Origin of the sequence: Streptomyces sp. NBC_00083, from assembly GCF_026343295.1 — a bacterium.
GTDB lineage: Bacteria > Actinomycetota > Actinomycetes > Streptomycetales > Streptomycetaceae > Streptomyces.
In genome coordinates this window covers 1,268,790-1,286,984 of sequence record NZ_JAPELY010000002.1, presented here as the reverse complement: position 1 = coordinate 1,286,984, position 18,195 = coordinate 1,268,790, and the positions used below count along the sequence as shown (strand labels likewise).

Annotated in this window: 16 protein-coding genes; 9 read left to right on the top strand and 7 right to left on the bottom strand. The window is 72.2% G+C overall.

The window, feature by feature from the left end; genetic code table 11:
- Positions 1–41: 41 nt before the first annotated feature.
- Entirely contained in the window at positions 42–1,601 is a 1,560-nt protein-coding gene (locus tag OOJ98_RS22225; RefSeq protein WP_267056686.1) for a gamma-aminobutyraldehyde dehydrogenase, read from the bottom strand.
- Between the two features lie 181 nt (positions 1,602–1,782).
- On the opposite strand from OOJ98_RS22225, the gene OOJ98_RS22220 reads away from it, so the two are divergent.
- Entirely contained in the window at positions 1,783–2,361 is a 579-nt protein-coding gene (locus tag OOJ98_RS22220) for an NADAR family protein (protein WP_267056685.1), read from the top strand.
- Positions 2,362–2,473: 112 nt separating this feature from the next.
- On the opposite strand, the gene OOJ98_RS22215 is transcribed toward OOJ98_RS22220, so the two are convergent.
- Positions 2,474–3,214 (bottom strand): DUF4190 domain-containing protein, encoded by a 741-nt coding sequence (locus OOJ98_RS22215; protein WP_267056684.1) that lies wholly within the window; start codon positions 3,212–3,214, stop codon positions 2,474–2,476.
- A 141-nt stretch (positions 3,215–3,355) separates the two neighbouring features.
- On the opposite strand from OOJ98_RS22215, the gene OOJ98_RS22210 reads away from it, so the two are divergent.
- Both OOJ98_RS22210 and OOJ98_RS22205 read left to right on the top strand, forming a co-directional pair.
- Positions 3,356–4,387 carry an adenosine deaminase gene (locus OOJ98_RS22210; protein ID WP_267056683.1) on the top strand — a complete coding sequence of 344 codons (1,032 nt, stop codon included), beginning with the start codon at positions 3,356–3,358 and terminating at the stop codon, positions 4,385–4,387.
- Between the two features lie 57 nt (positions 4,388–4,444).
- On the top strand, positions 4,445–5,137 hold the full coding sequence (locus OOJ98_RS22205) for a glycerophosphodiester phosphodiesterase (protein ID WP_267056682.1): 693 nt from the start codon (positions 4,445–4,447) through the stop codon (positions 5,135–5,137).
- A gap of 15 nt (positions 5,138–5,152) precedes the next feature.
- Here OOJ98_RS22205 and OOJ98_RS22200 read toward each other — a convergent pair whose 3' ends face one another.
- The 3 genes from OOJ98_RS22200 to OOJ98_RS22190 all read right to left on the bottom strand — a co-directional run bounded on the left by OOJ98_RS22200 (position 5,153) and on the right by OOJ98_RS22190 (position 8,577).
- Complete coding sequence (locus OOJ98_RS22200) at positions 5,153–5,677, bottom strand: hypothetical protein (protein ID WP_267056681.1); 525 nt, start codon at positions 5,675–5,677, stop codon at positions 5,153–5,155.
- Between the two features lie 77 nt (positions 5,678–5,754).
- Positions 5,755–6,951, bottom strand: coding sequence for a spermidine/putrescine ABC transporter substrate-binding protein (locus OOJ98_RS22195; RefSeq protein WP_267056680.1), 1,197 nt, complete (start codon positions 6,949–6,951; stop codon positions 5,755–5,757).
- Between the two features lie 186 nt (positions 6,952–7,137).
- Entirely contained in the window at positions 7,138–8,577 is a 1,440-nt protein-coding gene (locus tag OOJ98_RS22190; protein ID WP_267056679.1) for a gamma-aminobutyraldehyde dehydrogenase, read from the bottom strand.
- Positions 8,578–8,757: 180 nt separating this feature from the next.
- Here OOJ98_RS22190 and OOJ98_RS22185 point away from each other — a divergent pair, with 180 nt between their 5' ends.
- The 6 genes from OOJ98_RS22185 (at position 8,758) to OOJ98_RS22160 (ending at position 15,529) form a co-directional block, all read left to right on the top strand.
- The gene (locus OOJ98_RS22185; protein WP_267056678.1) at positions 8,758–9,303 is read left to right on the top strand and encodes an Lrp/AsnC family transcriptional regulator; all 546 of its coding nucleotides are present in this window, start codon (positions 8,758–8,760) and stop codon (positions 9,301–9,303) included.
- Complete coding sequence (locus tag OOJ98_RS22180) at positions 9,288–10,667, top strand: aspartate aminotransferase family protein (protein WP_267056677.1); 1,380 nt, start codon at positions 9,288–9,290, stop codon at positions 10,665–10,667. Before OOJ98_RS22185 ends, OOJ98_RS22180 begins: the two co-directional genes overlap by 16 nt.
- A gap of 192 nt (positions 10,668–10,859) precedes the next feature.
- Positions 10,860–11,597, top strand: a complete 738-nt coding sequence (locus OOJ98_RS22175) for an ABC transporter ATP-binding protein (protein WP_267056676.1) — start codon at positions 10,860–10,862, stop codon at positions 11,595–11,597.
- Positions 11,579–12,736 carry a hypothetical protein gene (locus OOJ98_RS22170; protein WP_267056675.1) on the top strand — a complete coding sequence of 386 codons (1,158 nt, stop codon included), beginning with the start codon at positions 11,579–11,581 and terminating at the stop codon, positions 12,734–12,736. The genes OOJ98_RS22175 and OOJ98_RS22170 overlap by 19 nt, the downstream gene beginning before the upstream one ends.
- A 554-nt stretch (positions 12,737–13,290) precedes the next feature.
- Positions 13,291–14,427, top strand: a complete 1,137-nt coding sequence (locus OOJ98_RS22165) for an LOG family protein (protein WP_267056674.1) — start codon at positions 13,291–13,293, stop codon at positions 14,425–14,427.
- A 124-nt stretch (positions 14,428–14,551) separates the two neighbouring features.
- Positions 14,552–15,529: a hypothetical protein gene (locus tag OOJ98_RS22160; RefSeq protein WP_267056673.1), complete on the top strand. Its 978-nt coding sequence runs from the start codon at positions 14,552–14,554 to the stop codon at positions 15,527–15,529.
- Here the strand turns inward: OOJ98_RS22160 and OOJ98_RS22155 are convergent.
- A complete protein-coding gene (locus tag OOJ98_RS22155; protein ID WP_267056672.1) occupies positions 15,526–16,575 on the bottom strand; it encodes an ABC transporter ATP-binding protein in 1,050 nt (349 codons plus the stop codon). The genes OOJ98_RS22160 and OOJ98_RS22155 overlap by 4 nt on opposite strands.
- Entirely contained in the window at positions 16,575–18,188 is a 1,614-nt protein-coding gene (locus tag OOJ98_RS22150) for an iron ABC transporter permease (RefSeq protein WP_267057056.1), read from the bottom strand. Before OOJ98_RS22150 ends, OOJ98_RS22155 begins: the two co-directional genes overlap by 1 nt.
- Positions 18,189–18,195 lie beyond the last annotated feature (7 nt).

Genomic DNA, 18,195 nt, shown 5'->3' with positions numbered 1-18,195 from the left:
GCCCTTCCGGGTGGGTTCGGTGGCCTGGTCGGGCCCCTCGGCTATCGGTCCCCGAAGATCGTGCGGTGCCAGTCCTTCCTGGCGACCGCTGTGTTGTCGTACATCACGTGCTTGACCTGCGTGTACTCCTCGAAGGAATACGCCGACATGTCCTTTCCGCTCCCGCTCGCCTTGTAGCCGCCGTGCGGCATCTCGCTGATGATCGGGATGTGGTCGTTGATCCAGACGCAGCCGGCCTTGATCTCACGGGTGGCCCGGCCGGTGCGGTACACGTCGCGGCTCCAGGCGGAGGCGGCGAGTCCGTAGGGGGTGTCGTTGGCCAGCGCGATGCCGTCGTCGTCGGTGTCGAAGGGCAGCACGACGAGGACGGGGCCGAAGATCTCGGCCTGGACGGCTTCGCTGTCCTGGGCGGCGTCGGCGATGAGGGTGGGCGGGTAGTAGGCGCCGTCGCCCCGGGGGGTCTCGCCTCCGGTCACGATCGTCGCGTAGCCGCGGGCGCGCTCGACGAAGGCGGCGACGCGGTCGCGGTGGACGTGGGAGATGAGCGGGCCGAGGTCGGTGCCGTCGTGGAACGGGTCGCCGAGGCGGACGGTCTCCATGAGGGCCGCGACCTGTGCGACGAAGGCGTCGTAGAGGGGGCGTTGTACGTAGGCGCGGGTGGCGGCGGTGCAGTCCTGGCCGGAGTTGATGAGCGAGCCGGCGACGGCGCCGTGCACGGCGGCCTCCAGGTCGGCGTCGTCGAACACGACGAAGGGGGCTTTGCCGCCGAGTTCGAGGTGGACGCGCTTGACGGTGCGGGTGGCGATCTCCGCGACGCGCTTGCCGACGCCGGTGGATCCGGTGAAGGAGGTCATGACGACGTCCGGGTGGCCGACGAGGTGTTCGCCCGCGTCCCGGCCGGCGCCGCTGACGATGTTGATCACTCCGTCCGGGATCCCGGCCTCCTTCGCGGCCTCGGCGAACAGGAGCGAGGTGAGGGGGGTGATCTCGGCGGGTTTGAGGACGATGGTGTTGCCGGCCGCGATCGCCGGGAGGATCTTCCAGGCGGCCATCTGGAGCGGGTAGTTCCAGGGGGCGATGGATCCGACGACGCCGATGGGTTCGCGGCGTACGTAGGAGGTGTGGTCGCCGGAGTACTCGCCGGCCGACGTGCCCTGGAGGTGGCGGGCCGCGCCGGCGAAGAACGCGGCGTTGTCGACGGTGCCGGGGACATCGAACTCGCGGGTCAGCCTGAGGGGCTTGCCGCACTGGAGGGACTCGGCCTGTGCGAACTCCTCGGCGCGGCCGGCGAGGACTTCGGCGAGCCGGTGCAGGGCGTCGGAGCGCTCACCCGGGGTGGCGCCGGACCAGCCGGGAAAGGCCGCCCCGGCCGCGGCGACGGCGGCGTCGACATCGGCGGGGCCCGCCAGCTCGTACGTGTAGACCGTCTCCCCCGTCGCCGGATCGACGACCGCCTGGTGCCGTCCGGAGGTGCCGGGGCGCAGCCGTCCCGCGATGTACTGGGCGCCCGCCGCGAATCGGTCCTGTGCGGGGAAGCGGTCCGGTGCGGGGGTGCCGTCCTGTGCGGGGGTGCTGGTGCCTTGGCCGGTGTCGGTGTCCATGTCGCCCACGTTCTTCGTAGCTTCAGCTCGATTTGAGTGACGATCCTGGCAGAGCGACATCTGGCCAACAAGTGATTCCGTTGTTGCCTTTTGGTTACGCGACGGAATCTGTCGACCATGTGTCGCGTCGGAGCGGTATTGGCCCGACGGGTTGTCAGTGGCGCGTGCCAGACTCACGTGCATGACGGAGATCACGGGGGACCGCGCGCCGCTCGACGCGCTTATCGCGCAGGTCAAAGAGGGTCAGCGGATCAAGCTCCTGCCCTTCTGGGGGCATGCGCCGCGGCGCGACGGAGCGCTGGGGCCGAGCTGTTTCAGTCAGTGGTGGCCGTCACGCTTCGTGGTCGACGGCGTCGTGTACGCGACGGCCGAGCACTGGATGATGGCGGCGAAGGCCCGGCTCTTCGGGGACGCGGAGGGCGAGCGCGCGGCGCTCTCGGCGGCGAGCCCGGCGCAGGCCAAGGCGGCCGGGCGTCTGGTGCGGGGCTTCGACGACGAGGTGTGGCGGCGGGAGCGGTACGGGATCGTGCTCGCCGGCTGTCTGCACAAGTTCGGCCAGGACGCGGCGCTGCGGGCGTATCTGCTGGGCACCGGCGACCGGGTGCTCGTCGAGGCGAGTCCGCGGGACCGCATCTGGGGCATCGGCCTGGCGGCGAGTGCGCCGGAGGCGGAGGATCCCGCGCGGTGGCGTGGCTTGAACCTGCTGGGCTTCGCGCTGACCGAGGCCCGCGAGGCGCTCCGCCGGGCCGAGGGGGTGTGAGCGGGGGCGGGGCCGGGGGCTCCGCGCCGGGTTCAAGGTGGCGCTCGGCCCATGCCCAGGCGGCGCTCACGCACCGCTCGGGCATGGGCCAATCGTTTCCTCGGGGCGTGCCTCAGCGGGTCGAGGAGGCCAGCGTGAGGGCGTTCTCCCAGTAGTCGTAGTCGCTGTGGTTCGAGTCGGGCGCGTTGGCCACGAGCACGATCAGCAGGACCAGGATCACCAGGCCGAGCACGATGCCGACGAAGCCCATGATGATGCCCGCCAGGGCCTGGCCCCGGTTGTTGGCCTCACCGCGGGCGACCTTGCCCTTGCCGAGGAAGCCGAAGATCAGGGCGAGCGCGCCGAGCACGATGCCGGAGATGCCCCAGGTGCAGATCATCGACGCGCAGGCGACGATGCCGAGCACCATGCCGGCTATGCCGAAGCCGTTCTGCGGTGCGGGCATCCCGGTCCAGCCGGCGTAGCCGTAGGCGGCCTGCTGGTTCGGGTAGCCGGGGTAACCGGGGTAGCCGCCGTCCTGGCCCGGCTGGCCGGGGTAGCCCGGGTAGCCGCCGTCCTGGGCGGGCTGCTGGGGGTAGCCCGGGTAGCCCGCGTCCTGGGCGGGCTGCTGGGGGTAGGCGGGGTAGCCGTAACTGCCGGGCGCCGCCTGCGGGGCGGGCGGCGGCGTCGGTGCGCCGAAGCCGGGCGCCTGCTGACCGGGCGCGCCCGGGGCGTCGGCGGGCGGCGTGGGCATCGAGACGACGGTCTGCTGGTCGTGCACCGGCGGCTTGTCCAGCGGGACCTTGTGCTCCGGCGGCGCCCAGGGGTCGCGGGGCTCCTGGCCTCCCGGCGGCTGCTGGCTGTTCTCTGACATGGGCCTCCCCCATCGTGGTTCCGTCATGCTACGGCCCGGGTCATGGGCCGATCCGCCCGGCCTACCATGATCCCCGACCGGCGAAGGCCCTACGACGCCGACCACGCGAGCACCCTCGCGGCAGACCCCTGGAGGACCCCCATGACCGATCTGCACCCCTTCATCGCGGGGCTGCCCAAGGCCGAGCTCCATGTGCACCACGTGGGCTCCGCCTCGCCGCGCATCGTGGCCGAACTCGCCGCCCGGCACGCGGATTCGAAGGTCCCCACCGATCCCGAGGCACTCGCCGACTACTTCACCTTCACGGACTTCGCACACTTCATCGAGGTCTATCTGTCGGTCGTCGACCTGATCCGCACCCCGGAGGATGTGCGCCTTCTCACGTACGAGGTGGCCCGGGACATGGCCCGGCAGAACATCCGGTACGCCGAGCTGACCATCACGCCGTTCTCCTCGACCCGCCGCGGCATCGACGAGCGCGCGTTCATGGACGCGATCGAGGACGCCCGCCGGGCCGCCGAGGCCGAGTTCGGCACGGTGCTCCGCTGGTGCTTCGACATTCCCGGCGAGGCCGGCCTCGAAGCCGCCGCGGAGACCGCGCGGCTCGCCACGGAGGACGGGGTGCGCCCCGAGGGCCTGGTCTCCTTCGGCCTGGGCGGCCCCGAGATCGGCGTGCCGCGCCCGCAGTTCAAGCCCTACTTCGACCGGGCCATCGCAGCGGGACTGCACTCCGTACCGCACTCGGGCGAGTCCACGGGGCCGCAGTCGATCTGGGACGCGCTGATCGAGCTGCGTGCCGAGCGCATCGGCCACGGCACCAGCGCCACCCAGGACCCGGCGCTCCTCAAGCACCTGGCCGACCACCGGATCGCGCTGGAGGTCTGCCCGACGTCCAACCTGGCGACGCGGGTGGTGGCCGATCTCGACCAGCACCCCGTCAAGGAGATGGTGGCGGCCGGTGTCCTGGTGACGATCAACAGCGACGACCCGCCGATGTTCGGCAGCGACCTGAACAACGAGTACGCGGTCGCCGCGCGCCTGCTCGACCTGGACGAGCGGGGCCTCGCGGGCCTCGCCAAGAACGCCGTGGAGGCGTCGTTCCTCGACCCGGCGGGCAAGACCGGGCTCGCCGCGGAGATCGACGACTACACCACGAAGTGGCTCGCCGGCTGAGCCGCCCGGAGCGCGTTCCGGCTGGCCGCGCCCGCTGCCGGTCCGCACAATGACCCCATGCGCACCGTGACAGCCGTGGCCCACCGCGGCGACCCGTACCGCGTCCGCGAGAACACGCTCCCCTCCATCGCCTCGGCCCTGGAGCGGGGCGCGGACGCGGTCGAGATCGATGTCCGCACGACCAAGGACGGCGTGCCCGTGCTGCTGCACGACGACACGCTGAAGCGGCTCTGGGGCGTCGACCGTCCGGTGGCCTCGCTGCCGTACGAGGAGGTGCGCGAGGTGACCGGCGGCGGGGTGCCGACCCTGCGCCGGGCGCTGATGGCGGTCGGCACGCACCGGGTGCTGATCGATCTGCCGGGCGCGACCGAGGAGTCGGTGCGCAAGGTGGTGGGCACGGTGCGCGAGTGCGGGGCGGGCGAGCGGGTGTACTACTGCGCGGGCCCGGTCGCCATGCTGCGGGTCCGTGCCGCCGATCCCGGCGCGGAGATCGCCCTGACGTGGACGAAGCCGGCGCCGCCGCGGCCCGCTCTGGTCGCCGCGGTGAAGCCGCGCTGGCTCAACTACCGCTTCGGCCTGGTCGATCCGGACGTCGTGGACCGGGTCCACCGGGACGGCATGCTGCTCGCGGCGTGGACCGCGGACACCCGGCGCGCCCAGCGGCGGCTGGTGGAGTACGGCGTGGATGCGATCACCACCAACCGCCTGGACGCGCTGCGCGCGGTCCTGTCCGCCGCGTCCGGCGGCTGACGGCACCGGCCCGCCTCACGCCGGCACGACGTCCGGCGCCGGAGCGCCGGCCATCTTCTCCAGCGCCTTGATCTTGCGCCGCACCACGTACAGCGGGAGCACCCCGAACACCCCGAAGGACATGTCGATCACCGACCACCAGAAGGGGATCCCGCGCACGGGCCCGCAGATCAGGGCCACCGGGATGACTCCGGCGCAGGCGATCATCGCGAACTCGACGACCCAGACGTTGCGTACGGGATCCCGCACGACGCCGTAGAAGGCGACGGCGATGACGAGATGGGCGAAGGCCAGCCAGTCCGTCCCGTACAGCAGGAACGGATAGTCGGCGTCGGCGGAGTCGAGCCCGTCGCGCGCCCGCCCGATCCAGGCACTCAGCCCCGGCAGCCACTCCCCCAGCGGGGTGTTCCGCAACAGGGCCTGCGTCCAGTGCACTTCGTGCACCAGCGGAAAGGCCGTCAGGCCGCTCAACACGAGGCAGACGACGAACACGACGACCCATACGCGTATACGCCTCAGTTGGGCGCTTCGCTCGCTCATGATCGCAGCGTACGCCTTTATTGAACGCGTTCAAACAGTGGGCCCCCGCCGGGCGTTCCGGGCGCGGGTCCGCCCTGTCACAGGCCCACGATCGCGTTCCAGCGCTTGGCGAATTCGACGCGTTCCTCGGACGTGATGTCCCGGGCGATCGCGAGGCGCTCGCGCATCGTGGTGTCCGGGAAGATGAGGGGGTTCTCGGCCAGTTCGGCCTCGTCCTTGTCCTTGGAGGAGGCCAGGACCTCGCGGGCGGCCGGGACCGGGCAGACGTAGTTGACGGATGCGGCCAGCTCGGCGGCGACCTCGGGGTCGTAGTAGTAGTCGACCAGCGCCTCCGCGTTCGCCTTGTGGCGGGCCAGGTTGGGGATCATCATCGACTCCGCCCACAGCTCCGCGCCCTCCTCCGGGACCACGAACTCGATGTCGGGGTTGTCGGCCTGGAGCTGGAACACGTCGCCGCTGTAGGCCTGGCAGGCCAGGACGTCGCCCTTGTTGAGGTCGCTGGTGTAGTCGTTGCCGGTGAAGCGCCGGATCTGCCGGCTCGCGACCTGCTTCTCGACCTCGTCGCACATGCGGTGGAAGTCGTCGGCCGTCCACTTGGTGATGTCGACGCCGTTGCCCTGCATGAGGAGGGCGAAGGACTCGTCCAGGCCGGAGAAGAGCGTCACCTTGCCGGCGAGGCGCGGCTCCCACAGGTCGCTGACGTGCTTGAGCTCGCGGCCGAGCTTCTTCTTGTTGTACGCGATGCCGGTGATCCCGGACTGCCACGGGACGCTGTGCAGACGCCCGTTGTCGAAGGCCGGGGTGCGCAGCTGCGGGTCGAGGTACTTGCCGACGTTGGGCTGCTTGGCGCGGTCCATCTCCTGCACCCAGCCCAGCCGCACGAACCGGGCCGCCATCCAGTCGCTGATGACCATGAGGTCGCGGCCGGTCTCCTGGTGGTTCATCAGGGCCGGGCTGATCTTCCCGAAGAACTCGTCGTTGTCGTTGATCTCCTCGGTGTACGTGACGGAGATCCCGGTGCTCTTGGTGAACGCCTCCAGGGTGGGCCGCTTGGAGGCGTCGTTGTCGTCGACGTCGATGTAGAGCGGCCAGTTGGCGAAGGTCAGCGACTTGTCGTCCGCCGAGCGGTCGCGTCCGGCCCGGTCGCCCGGTGCGACGTACGCCGCGGGTACCCCGCAGCCGGCGAGGCCGGCCAGCGCGGCGCCGCCGCCGAGGGCGCGCAGGAGGCTGCGGCGGGAGAGGTTGCTGCTGGCGCGGTGCGCGGTCGGTGGCATTCCCGCAGGATGCCCGCCCCGCCCACCGGGTTCAATGGACGCTGCGTACAGCCCTGCGCCCCAGGCCAGACACCCTGTCGGGCACGGGTGGCGTACGCGGGGGCGGGACGGCACGCGCAAGGGGCGGGGGATCGGCTCCCCCGCCCCTTGCGGTCGTTCACGCCCGGTCCGGGCTGCGCGGCCGGCTCAGCCCTCGATCGACGTCATCACGTGCTTGATGCGCGTGTAGTCCTCGAAGCCGTACGCCGAGAGGTCCTTGCCGTAGCCGGACTTCTTGAAGCCGCCGTGCGGCATTTCGGCGACCAGCGGGATGTGGGTGTTGATCCACACACAGCCGAAGTCGAGGTTCTTGGACATGCGCATGGCGCGCGCGTGGTCCTTGGTCCACACCGAGGAGGCCAGCGCGAACTCGACGCCGTTGGCGTACTCCAGGGCCTGGGCCTCGTCGGTGAAGGACTGGACGGTGATGACCGGTCCGAACACCTCGTTCTGGATGATCTCGTCGTCCTGCTTGAGGCCGGAGACCACGGTCGGGGCGTAGAAGTAGCCCTGGTCGCCGACGCGGTGGCCGCCGGCCTCGACCTTGGCGTGGGCCGGCAGCCGCTCGATGAAGCCGGTGACCTGCTTCAGCTGATTGGCGTTGTTGAGCGGGCCGTACAGCACGTCCTCGTCGTCCGGCTGCCCGGTCTTGGTGTCGGCCGCGGCCTTGGCGAGCGCGGTCACGAACTCGTCGTGGATCGACTCGTGCACCAGCACACGGGTGGCGGCGGTGCAGTCCTGTCCGGCGTTGAAGTAGCCCGCGACCGCGATGTCCTCGACGGCCTTGGCGAGGTCGGCGTCCTCGAAGACGACGACCGGGGCCTTGCCGCCCAGCTCCAGGTGGACGCGCTTGACGTCCTTGGACGCGGACTCGGCGACCTGCATGCCGGCCCGTACGGAACCGGTGATGGAGGCCATCGCCGGGGTCCGGTGCTCGACCATGGCGCGGCCGGTGTCACGGTCGCCGCAGACCACGTTGAAGACGCCCTTGGGCACGATCGCGCCGATGATCTCGGCGATGAGGACCGTCGAGGCGGGCGTCGTGTCGGACGGCTTGAGGACGACGGTGTTGCCCGCGGCGAGCGCCGGGGCGAACTTCCACACGGCCATCATCATCGGGTAGTTCCACGGCGCGACCTGCGCGCAGACGCCGACCGGCTCGCGGCGCACGATCGAGGTCAGCCCCTCCATGTACTCGCCGGCGCTGCGGCCTTCGAGCAGCCGGGCCGCGCCCGCGAAGAAGCGGATCTGGTCCACCATCGGCGGCACTTCTTCGGTGCGGGTGAGCTCCAGCGGCTTGCCGGTGTTCTCCGACTCGGCGGCGATCAGCTCCTCGGCGCGCTCCTCGAAGGCGTCCGCGATCTTCAGCAGGACGCGCTGGCGCTCGGCCGGCGTGCTGTCGCGCCAGGCGGGGAACGCCGCGGCGGCGGCGGCCATGGCGGCGTCGACGTCCTCCTGGCCGGAGAGCGGCGACGTCGCGTACGCCTGGCCCGTGGCGGGGTTGACCACCTCGATGGTCCGCCCGTCGGCGGCATCGCGGAACTCCCCGTCGATGTAGTTGCGCAAACGACGCAGTTCGGTGGTCACTTCGCTGGCCTCCCGGTCCGATGTCCGATGGATGAGACAACCCACCCTAGTCGGTGAAGCGACGCTTTCGACAGACCCGACGCCCCTGAACTTCGGATTCAGTTCTCTGAAGGTCACGGAACAACGAATTTCATCGCTTTGGGGTTGCGGGACGGACCGGGTCGGGTGCAGAGTGGCTCCGTGGCCAGCCGAAGCACAGACCCCAGGACCGGGAACGGAACATCCTCCCGGCTCCCGACCCCCGCACCGCAGCAGGACGCCGTGCGTCGCTCCAACGGGACGGCGGTCGATGCCGTCTCCCTGGCGATCATCGAGCAGCTCCAGGAGGACGGGCGCCGCCCGTACGCCGCGATCGGCAAGGCCGTGGGCCTGTCCGAGGCGGCCGTGCGCCAGCGCGTCCAGAAGCTGCTCGACCAGGGTGTGATGCAGATCGTCGCCGTCACCGACCCCCTCACCGTGGGGTTCCGGCGGCAGGCGATGGTCGGCATCCGGGTCGAGGGAGACCTCGACCCGGTGGCGGAGGCCCTGACGGCCATGGCCGAGTGCGAGTACGTGGTGATGACCGCGGGCTCGTTCGACCTGATGGTGGAGGTCGTCTGCGAGGACGACGACCACCTTCTCGAAGTGATCAACAAGAGGATCCGCGCCCTCCCCGGCGTGCGGTCCACCGAGAGCTTCGTCTATCTCAAGCTGAAGAAGCAGACCTATATGTGGGGAACCCGATAGCCGTGAGCAAGGACCTCAGCCAGACCGCCTACGACCACCTGTGGATGCACTTCACCCGCATGTCGTCGTACGAGAACGCGCCCGTTCCCACCATCGTCCGTGGCGAAGGCACCTACATCTACGACGACAAGGGCAAGAAGTACCTGGACGGCCTGTCGGGCCTGTTCGTCGTCAACGCAGGCCACGGCCGTCACGAGCTCGCCGAGACCGCCTACAAGCAGGCGCAGGAGCTGGCCTTCTTCCCGGTGTGGTCCTACGCCCACCCCAAGGCCGTCGAGCTCGCCGAGCGCCTCGCGCACTACGCGCCGGGCGACCTCAACAAGGTCTTCTTCACCACCGGTGGCGGCGAGGCCGTCGAGACCGCGTGGAAGCTGGCGAAGCAGTACCACAAGCTCACCGGCAACCACACCAAGTACAAGGTCATCTCGCGTGCGGTCGCCTACCACGGCACCCCGCAGGGCGCCCTGTCCATCACCGGTCTGCCCGCCCTGAAGGCGCCCTTCGAGCCGCTGGTCCCCGGCGCGCACAAGGTGCCCAACACCAACATCTATCGTGCCTCGATCCACGCCGACGACCCGGTGGCCTTCGGCCGCTGGGCGGCCGACCAGATCGAGCAGGAGATCCTCTTCGAGGGCCCCGAGACCGTCGCCGCGGTCTTCCTCGAACCCGTACAGAACGCGGGCGGCTGCTTCCCGCCGCCGCCCGGGTACTTCCAGCGCGTGCGCGAGATCTGCGACAAGTACGACGTGCTGCTCGTCTCCGACGAGGTCATCTGCGCCTTCGGCCGGCTCGGCACGATGTTCGCCTGTGACAAGTTCGACTACGTGCCGGACATGATCACCTGCGCCAAGGGCATGACGTCGGGCTACTCCCCGATCGGCGCCTGCATCATCTCCGACAAGCTCGCCGAGCCGTTCTACAAGGGTGACAACACCTTCCTGCACGGCTACACCTTCGGCGGCCACCCGGTCTCCGCCGCGGTGGGCCTCACCAACCTCGACATCTTCGAGCGCGAGGGCCTCAACCAGCACGTCCTCGACAACGAGGGCGCCTTCTTCGACACCCTGAAGAAGCTCCACGACCTGCCGATCGTCGGCGACGTCCGCGGCAACGGCTTCTTCTACGGCATCGAGCTGGTGAAGGACAAGGTCACCAAGGAGAGCTTCAACGACGAGGAGACCGAGCGCGTCCTGTACGGCTTCCTCTCCAAGGCGCTGTACGACAACGGCCTGTACTGCCGGGCCGACGACCGCGGCGACCCGGTCGTCCAGCTCGCGCCGCCGCTCATCTCGGACCAGTCGACGTTCAACGAGATCGAGGGCATCCTGCGCGAGGTCCTGACGGAGGCCTGGACGAAGCTCTGACCGTCCCCGACGGCGCGTTCGGCGTCGTCACCCCCGGCCCGGCCGCGCCCATCCGAGTGAGATGGGCGCGGCCGGGCCGCGTGCTGTGGGGAGAGCCCCAGCCCACTGCTTAGCGTGCCAGTGACCGATCGGCCCTGCCTTCGTTCCCCCGTACGGGGAGCAGGAAATCTGATCTGAACCGAGGTGTGCACCATGGTGGCTCCGCCGGACAACGATGTGCTGTGGGCGCGTTCCCTGCACCATTCCCACAGCGGCTCGCCCGCCCTGACCGGGGTCTCGGTGGGGGTCCGCGAGGGCGAGATCCTCGCGGTGGGCGGTCCGCGCGGCTGCGGCAAGACGACCCTGCTGCGCTGCCTCGCGGGCAGCCTCGTACCGGACGAGGGCGAGGTGTGGTTCGACGGGGTGCCCGTCAACACCCTGGGCCCGGTGGCCCGTGAGCGGCTGCGGCGCGACCGGTTCGCGTGGATCGACCCCGAGCCCACGCTGGTGCCCGAGCTGAGCGCGTGGGAGAACGCGGCACTGCCGCTGCTCCTGCGCGGGGTCGCACAGCGCGCCGCGAAGAAGACCGCGCTGGAGTGGCTGGAGCGGCTCGACATCGACACCTGTGCGAAGAAGCGGCCGTACGCCCTGCTCCAGGCGGAGCGCCAGCGCGTCGCGATCGCGCGGGCCCTGGTCACCGAGCCGGCCGTGCTGTTCGCGGACGAGCCGACGGCCACCCTGCACCGGGGCGACGGAGCCCAGGTGCTGCGCACCCTGCTGACCGCGGCCCGCTCGCACCACATCACCACGCTCATCGCCACCCACGACACGGAGGTGGCGGAGCTGGCCGACCGCACGGTGGTCCTCATCGACGGCCGCCGGGTCAACTCCCGCGGAAACAATGGCAGTTCGGATACGGAGGGTATCGCCGCGTGCTCGCTCTCCGTCTAGCCCGCGGCACCCACCCGCTGGTCCTGCTGCGCCGCCTGCTGGTGTCGGCGGCGTCCGCCGGGGTCGGCTTCCTCCTGCTGTGCACGCTCGGCCACGCCGTCGGTCATCCCGGTGCGTCGGTCCTGCGGCTGCTGTGGTGCGCCGTGCCGCTGGCGGCGACCGTGCACTTCGCGGTGGCGGTGGCCCGCACCGATCCCAGCACCCGGCCGCGCCCCGGGCTCTCCGCGGTGGGCCTCGGGCCCGCGCGTCTCGCCGCGATCGCCGCCGCGTCCACGGCGGTGACCTGCACACTCGGCTCCGCGGTGGCGCTCCTGGTCTACCTCCATCTGCGCGGCGACATCACCGGGCTGCCCTTCGACGGGGCCGCGGCGGGTCTGCTCGCCGCGGACCAGCCCATGCCGCTGGCGGCCGCGCTGACCCTGCTCGCCGTGCTGCCGGTGACGGCGTCGGCGGCGGCCGGTCTCACCCTGCGCCCGCGCTCGGCCCGCGCCGCCGAGCGGAGCGACCCGGTGCACCCGGAGGAGCCCGCGGCCACGCCGAGCGGACTGCCGTGGGGCTGCGCGCTCATCGCGGTGGGCCTCGCGGTGGAGACGTACGCGAGCCGGGGCGCTTCGGGGTCGGCGTTCCCGATGCCGGGCCACCCCGAGGGCAGCCCGGCCGGGCTGCTCGGCGGCTGGGCGCTGACCGCGCTCGGCCTGGCCCTGGCGGGCCCCGCGCTCGCCCACTTCAGCGGGCGCCTGCTGCAACTGGCCCGCCCCGGTGCGGCCCGGCTGCTGGCCGGCCGGGTCCTGATGGCGGAGGCCCGTCGCATCGGACGGCCCCTCGGCGTGGTGAGCGCGGTGGCGTCCGCGGCGATCGCGGCGGCGGCGCTCTACGGCGACCAGGCCGGTGCGCACCCCTTCGGTCCGCTGACCGGGCTCGGCGCGGCGCTGGTGATGAGCTGCACGGTGGCCACGCTGCTGACCGCGGTTCTGGAATCGCGGCACGCCCGTGCCCACACGACGGCGGCGCTCCTGTCGCTCGGCACGCCCGCCGCCACGCTGCGGGCCGCGGCCGCCCTGCGGGCTCTGGCGCTGCTGGCCGTCTTCACCCCGCTGACCGCCACGATCGCCGAAGCCGCCGCGTTCCCGCTCCGCTAGCCCCGGACCCCGGGGAGTTCCCCACCCCGCCCCTTCCCGAAACCCTCCGGGGGTCATGGAACGGGCTGAGGTCCAGGCTCCTGGGGCTCCGCCCCAGACCCCGATCGCGCCCGAAAGGCGCTCGTCCTCAATCGCCGGACGGGCTGAAGTGGCCCGGGGTGGGCATGCCGCCCAGGCCGACCCCGATAGGGGCGCGGGGAACTGCGCGAGACGCGGGCACGGTCTGCGGACGACAGCGGGGTACCTGGGCATCGGCACCCTGCCAAGGTCAACCCCGCCAGGGGCGCGGGGAACTGCGCGAGACGCGGGCACGGTCTGCGGACGACAGCGGGGCTACCGGGGCTCCGCCCCAGACCCCGGCGCGCCTGAAAGGCGCTCGTCCTCAAACGCCGGACGGGCCGAGGTGACCTGCACTGGGCATGCCGCCCAGGCCGCCCCACCCAGGGGCGCGGGGAACTGCGCGGGACCGCAGGCGGCAGCGGGGGCACCCGGGCCTCCCTGGCAAGGATCACCCCCGTTCCGCCCGGCACAGCGCAGCGCCTAGCATGGCCGCCGTGCCGGACACAGACGAAACGCCCCTCCCCGCCGACAGCCCCCGCAGCGACACCGAGATCGAATCGCTCGCCGAATTCGACGCGGTCACCGCGCACCGCGGCCTCGCCGGATACCGGGTGCAGTCCGTCGACCTGACGGCCCGTACGCCCGTCCTGCTCGCCACCGACACCGCCAGCGCCGTCTTCCTCGGCTGTGCGATGGAGCCGGACGCCGCCGCGAAGGTGCGGGCCGACGGCGCCCTCGTCTTCCCGCCCGTCCCGCACCTGCCGTTCGACCCGTACCGCGGCACCCTCTACTCCCCCGCCGAGCTCTTCGAGGGCCTCGCCTCCGGCTACGAGCACACCCCCGACGCGCTGTCGTACGCCTGGTTCCAGCGGACCAAGGCCGACGGCGACGTCTTCTCCTCGATGCTGCGCTCCATCCACGACGACGCGATCTCCGACGCCCTGGACGAACTCCTCCTCGGCGCCCGGGTGGTGGGGGTGATGGGCGGCCACGCGATGGCCCGCGGCACGAGCGAGTACCAGGGCGCGGCCGTGCTGGGACGCACCCTGGCCCGTGCCGGGTTCACCGTGGCGACCGGCGGCGGGCCGGGCGCCATGGAGGCCGCGAACCTCGGCGCGTACGCGGCGCCCTTCGACGACGCCATGCTCGACTCGGCCCTCCAACTCCTCGGCGCCGAGCCCTCGTTCAGGCCGTCCGTGTCGGCGTGGGCGCGCGCCGCCTTCGAGGTGCGGACGAAGTGGCCGCGCGGCGGGACCTCCGTCGGCATCCCCACCTGGTTCTACGGCCACGAGCCGCCGAACGCCTTCGCGGGCGCCATCGCCAAGTACTTCGCCAACGCCACCCGCGAGGACGGCCTGCTCGCCCGCTCCAACGCCGGCGTCGTCTTCCTGCCGGGCGCGGCCGGCACCGTGCAGGAGATCTTCGACAACGCGACGCCGAACTACTACGAGTCGCGGGGCACTCCGACGCCGATGGTGCTCGTCGACCGTGCGCACTGGACGGAGGAGCTGCCGACGTGGCCGCTGCTCCGGGCGCTGGCGAAGGACCGTCCGATGGCGGCCCGGATCGCCCTCGTCGACTCCGTGGCCGAGGCGCCCGCCGCGCTGGCCCGCATGTCCGCCGAGGGCTGAGGGCGCCGCCGGGCCGGGCGGGACAGAAAGTGCGGGGCACCAGGCAACTCCCAAAGGACGGCAAACGTCTGGTAAAGCGGAGTGGGGTGAACCGGTTGCCCCCGCCAAGGAACGGAGTCCGCCCGTGCTGCTCGGTCTGCTGACCGCCATCGCCGCCTCGGTCTGTTACGGCACGGGCTCGGTCCTGCAAGCCGTCGGGTCCCGCAAGTCCGCCCGGCGCGACGCGGCGGAGAGCGACCGTACCCAGCACGGCGGGCCCAGCCTCTCCTCCACGGCGAAGGCGGCGACGACCTGGGAGTTCGTCGTCGGCACAGTGCTCGACTTCGTCGGGTTCGGGCTCGGCGCGCTGGCGGCCCGGCTGCTCCCCCTCTTCCTCTCCCAGACGGTGATCAGCGCGAACCTGGTCATCACGGCGGTGCTCAGCGTCAAGCTCCTCGGCATCCGGCTGAGCCGCGCCGAGTGGACGTCCATCGGCGTGGTCTGCTCGGCGCTGGTGCTGCTCGCGTCCGCGGCGGGCCACGAGGGCAGCGGGCACACCGACTTGGCGACGCACTGGTGGCTCCTCGCGGTCGCGCTCCTCCTGATGGCCGGGGGCACGGTGGCCGTACGCCTCCTCGGCGCCCGCGCCGCGATCCTCGCGGGGCTCCTGTCGGGGCTCGGCTTCGGGGCGCTCGGGGTCGGCGTACGCGTCCTGAACGGCGTGGACCCCTTCGACCTCGGCGCCCTGCTCGGCGACCCGGCGCTGTACGCGATCCTCGTCGCCGGCATCGGCGGGATGTACCTGCACACGGTGGCGCTGCAGATCGGCTCGGTCAACGGGGCGACGGCGGCGCTCGTCGTGGGCGAGACGGTGCTGCCGGGAGCGATCGGGGTGGTGTGGCTCGGCGACGCGTCGCGGGCGGGGCTCGCCTGGATGGCGGTCCTGGGGTTCGTCCTCGCGGTGGCCGGTGCGGTCGCCGTGGCCTGGTTCGGCAGCCCCGACACCGACGCCGGCCCCGCTCTCACCCCCGACCCCGCCGAGGACGACCCCGTCAGGGGCGCGGGGAACCGCGCGGGCGACGAGCACGGCCCGCGGGCGGAGTCCTGCGCCCGGAGGGTCTAGGGAAGGGGCGCGGCGGGGGCGGGATCCGCCTCCAGGACCACCACCTCCGCCGCGGCGAAGGCGACCTCCACCTCCGCACCGACCTGCGCCGCCGCCCGCCCCGGCTCGCACTCCGCCTCGATCGGCGGCCCGGCCGCGGGCCGCAGGCTCAGGGCGACGCGGCTGCCGCGGAACGTCCGCGCGACGACCTCGCACGGCAGCCCCTCCCGCTCTCCCACGATCCGTACACCCGCCGGCCGCACCAGCACCCGGACCTCGCCCTGCGGGGAGCCGGGCGGCACCGGGACCGTGCCCCAGGGGGTGTCGGCGGCCTCCCCCGCCACCGTCGCCGGCACCACGTTCTCGAAGCCGAGGAAGCGCGCCACGAACTCCGACGCGGGGCGCTGCCAGACGTCGAGGGGCGTGCCGGTCTGCGCGATGCGGCCGTCGCGCATCACCACCACCCGGTCGGCCAGGGCGAACGCCTCGCCCTGGTCGTGCGTGACGGCGAGCACCGTCGTGCCCAACCGGCCGAACAGGGAGCGCAGTTCGAGCACCAGGCGCTCGCGCAGGGTGCGGTCGAGCTGGCCCAGCGGCTCGTCCAGCATGAGCAGCCGGGGCGAGGGCGCCAGGGCGCGGGCGAGGGCGACGCGCTGCTGCTCGCCGCCGGAGAGGGCCCCGACGGCCCGCCCGCCCGCGCCGGGCAGCCCGACCAGGTCGAGCAACTCGCTCACCCTGCCTGCCTGTTCGGCCCGCGAGGCGCCCCGCATGCGCAGCCCGAACGCCACGTTGCCCGCGACGTCGCGCTGCGGGAAGAGCTGGTGGTCCTGGAACATCAGGCCGAGCCCGCGCTTGTGCACGGGCACCCCCGCCTGGTCGGCGCCGCCGAGCAACACCCGTCCGGCGTCGGGGTGCTGGAGGCCCGCGACGACCCGCAGCAGCGTCGATTTGCCGCTGCCGCTGGGGCCGAGCACACACACCGTCTCGTGCTCGGCGACCTCCAGGTCGACGGCGTCGAGCGCGGCCCGCTGTCCGAACCGTACGGTCACCTGGTCGAGCTTGAGCATCAGAACTCCCCGCTCCGGTCGGTCCGGATGCGTTCGAGGACGAGCAGCGACACCGCGCACACCACCATCAGAATCGTGCTGAGGGCCATCGCCTGGCCGTAGTTGAGGTCGCCGGCGCGGCCGAGGAGGCGGGCCACGGCGACCGGCAGGGTCGGGTGGTCGGGCCGGGCGATGAAGACGGTCGCGCCGAACTCGCCGAGCGAGACGGCGAAGGCGAAGCCCGCCGCGACCAGGAGCGCCCTGCGTACCAGCGGCAGGTCCACCTCGCGCCAGACCCGCAGCGGGGACGCGCCGAGCACGGCCGCCGCCTCGCGCAGCCGTCCATCCACCGCGCGCAGCACGGGCAGCATGATCCGTACGACGAAGGGCGTGCCGACCAGGGCCTGGGCGAGCGGCACCAGGATCCAGGAGGTCCTGAGGTCGAGCGGCGGCTCGTCGAGGGTGATCAGGAAGCCGAAGCCGACGGTGACGGCGGAGACGCCGAGCGGCAGCATGAGGAGTGCGTCGAAGCCGCGCATGAGGCGTCCGCTGCCGCGCCGGGCCAGGGCGGCCGCCGCGAGGCCGCCGACGACGAGCGCGATCGCGGTGGCGGCGAGGGCGTACTGGAGCGAGTTGCCGATCGCCTCGATGGGCGGCACGAGGAAGCTGCCGTTGTCGCCCGCCGCCTGGAGCGCCCGGTAGTAGCCGAGTCCGTACCCGTCGGGGGTGTCGAGGGAGCGTTGGACGAGGACGCCGATGGGCAGCAGGATCAGCAGGGCGACCACCGCGAGGACCGAGCCGAGCAGGGCGTACTGGCCGGCGCCGCGCGGGCGGCGGGCGGTGTGCGCGGGGTCGACGAGGGTGAGGGCGCTCTCGCGGCGGCGGACGGTCCAGGCGTGCACGGCGAGGATCGCGCCGACCGCGGCGAACTGCACGAGGGTGAGCACGGCCGCGGTGGGCAGGTCGAGGAGTTCGGCGGTCTCGCGGTAGATCTCCACTTCGAGGGTGGAGAAGGTGGGGCCGCCGAGGATCTGGACGACGCCGAAGGAGGTGAAGGTGAAGAGGAAGACCATGAGGCCGGCCGCGGCGACGGCGGGGCCGAGCGCGGGGAGCGTGACCTGGCGCCAGGCCGCGAGGCGGGAGGCGCCGAGCACGCGGGCGGCTTCTTCCTGGCGGGGGTCGAGCTGCGACCACAGGCCGCCGACGGTGCGGACGACCACGGCGTAGTTGAAGAAGACGTGCGCGAGCAGGATCGCCCACACCGTGGTGTCCAGGCGCACCCCCCACAGCTGGTCGAGGAGCCCGCCGCGGCCGAGCAGGGCGAGGAAGGCGGTGCCGACGACGACGGTGGGCAGCACGAACGGGACGGTGACCACGGCCCGCAGGAACTGTTTGCCGGGGAAGTCGAGGCGTGCGAACACGTAGGCGCCGGGCAGCGCGATCAGCAGGGTGAGCGCGGTGGAGGCGAGCGCCTGCCAGGTGGTGAACCACAGGACGTGGGTGATGTCGGGGTCGCTGAGGACCTCGGTGATCCGGCCGAACTGCCAGGCGCCGTCCGTCTTGAGCCCGCGGCCGACGATGGCGGCGACGGGCCAGGCGAAGAACACCGCGAAGAAGGCGAGCGGCAGCGCCATGAGGCCG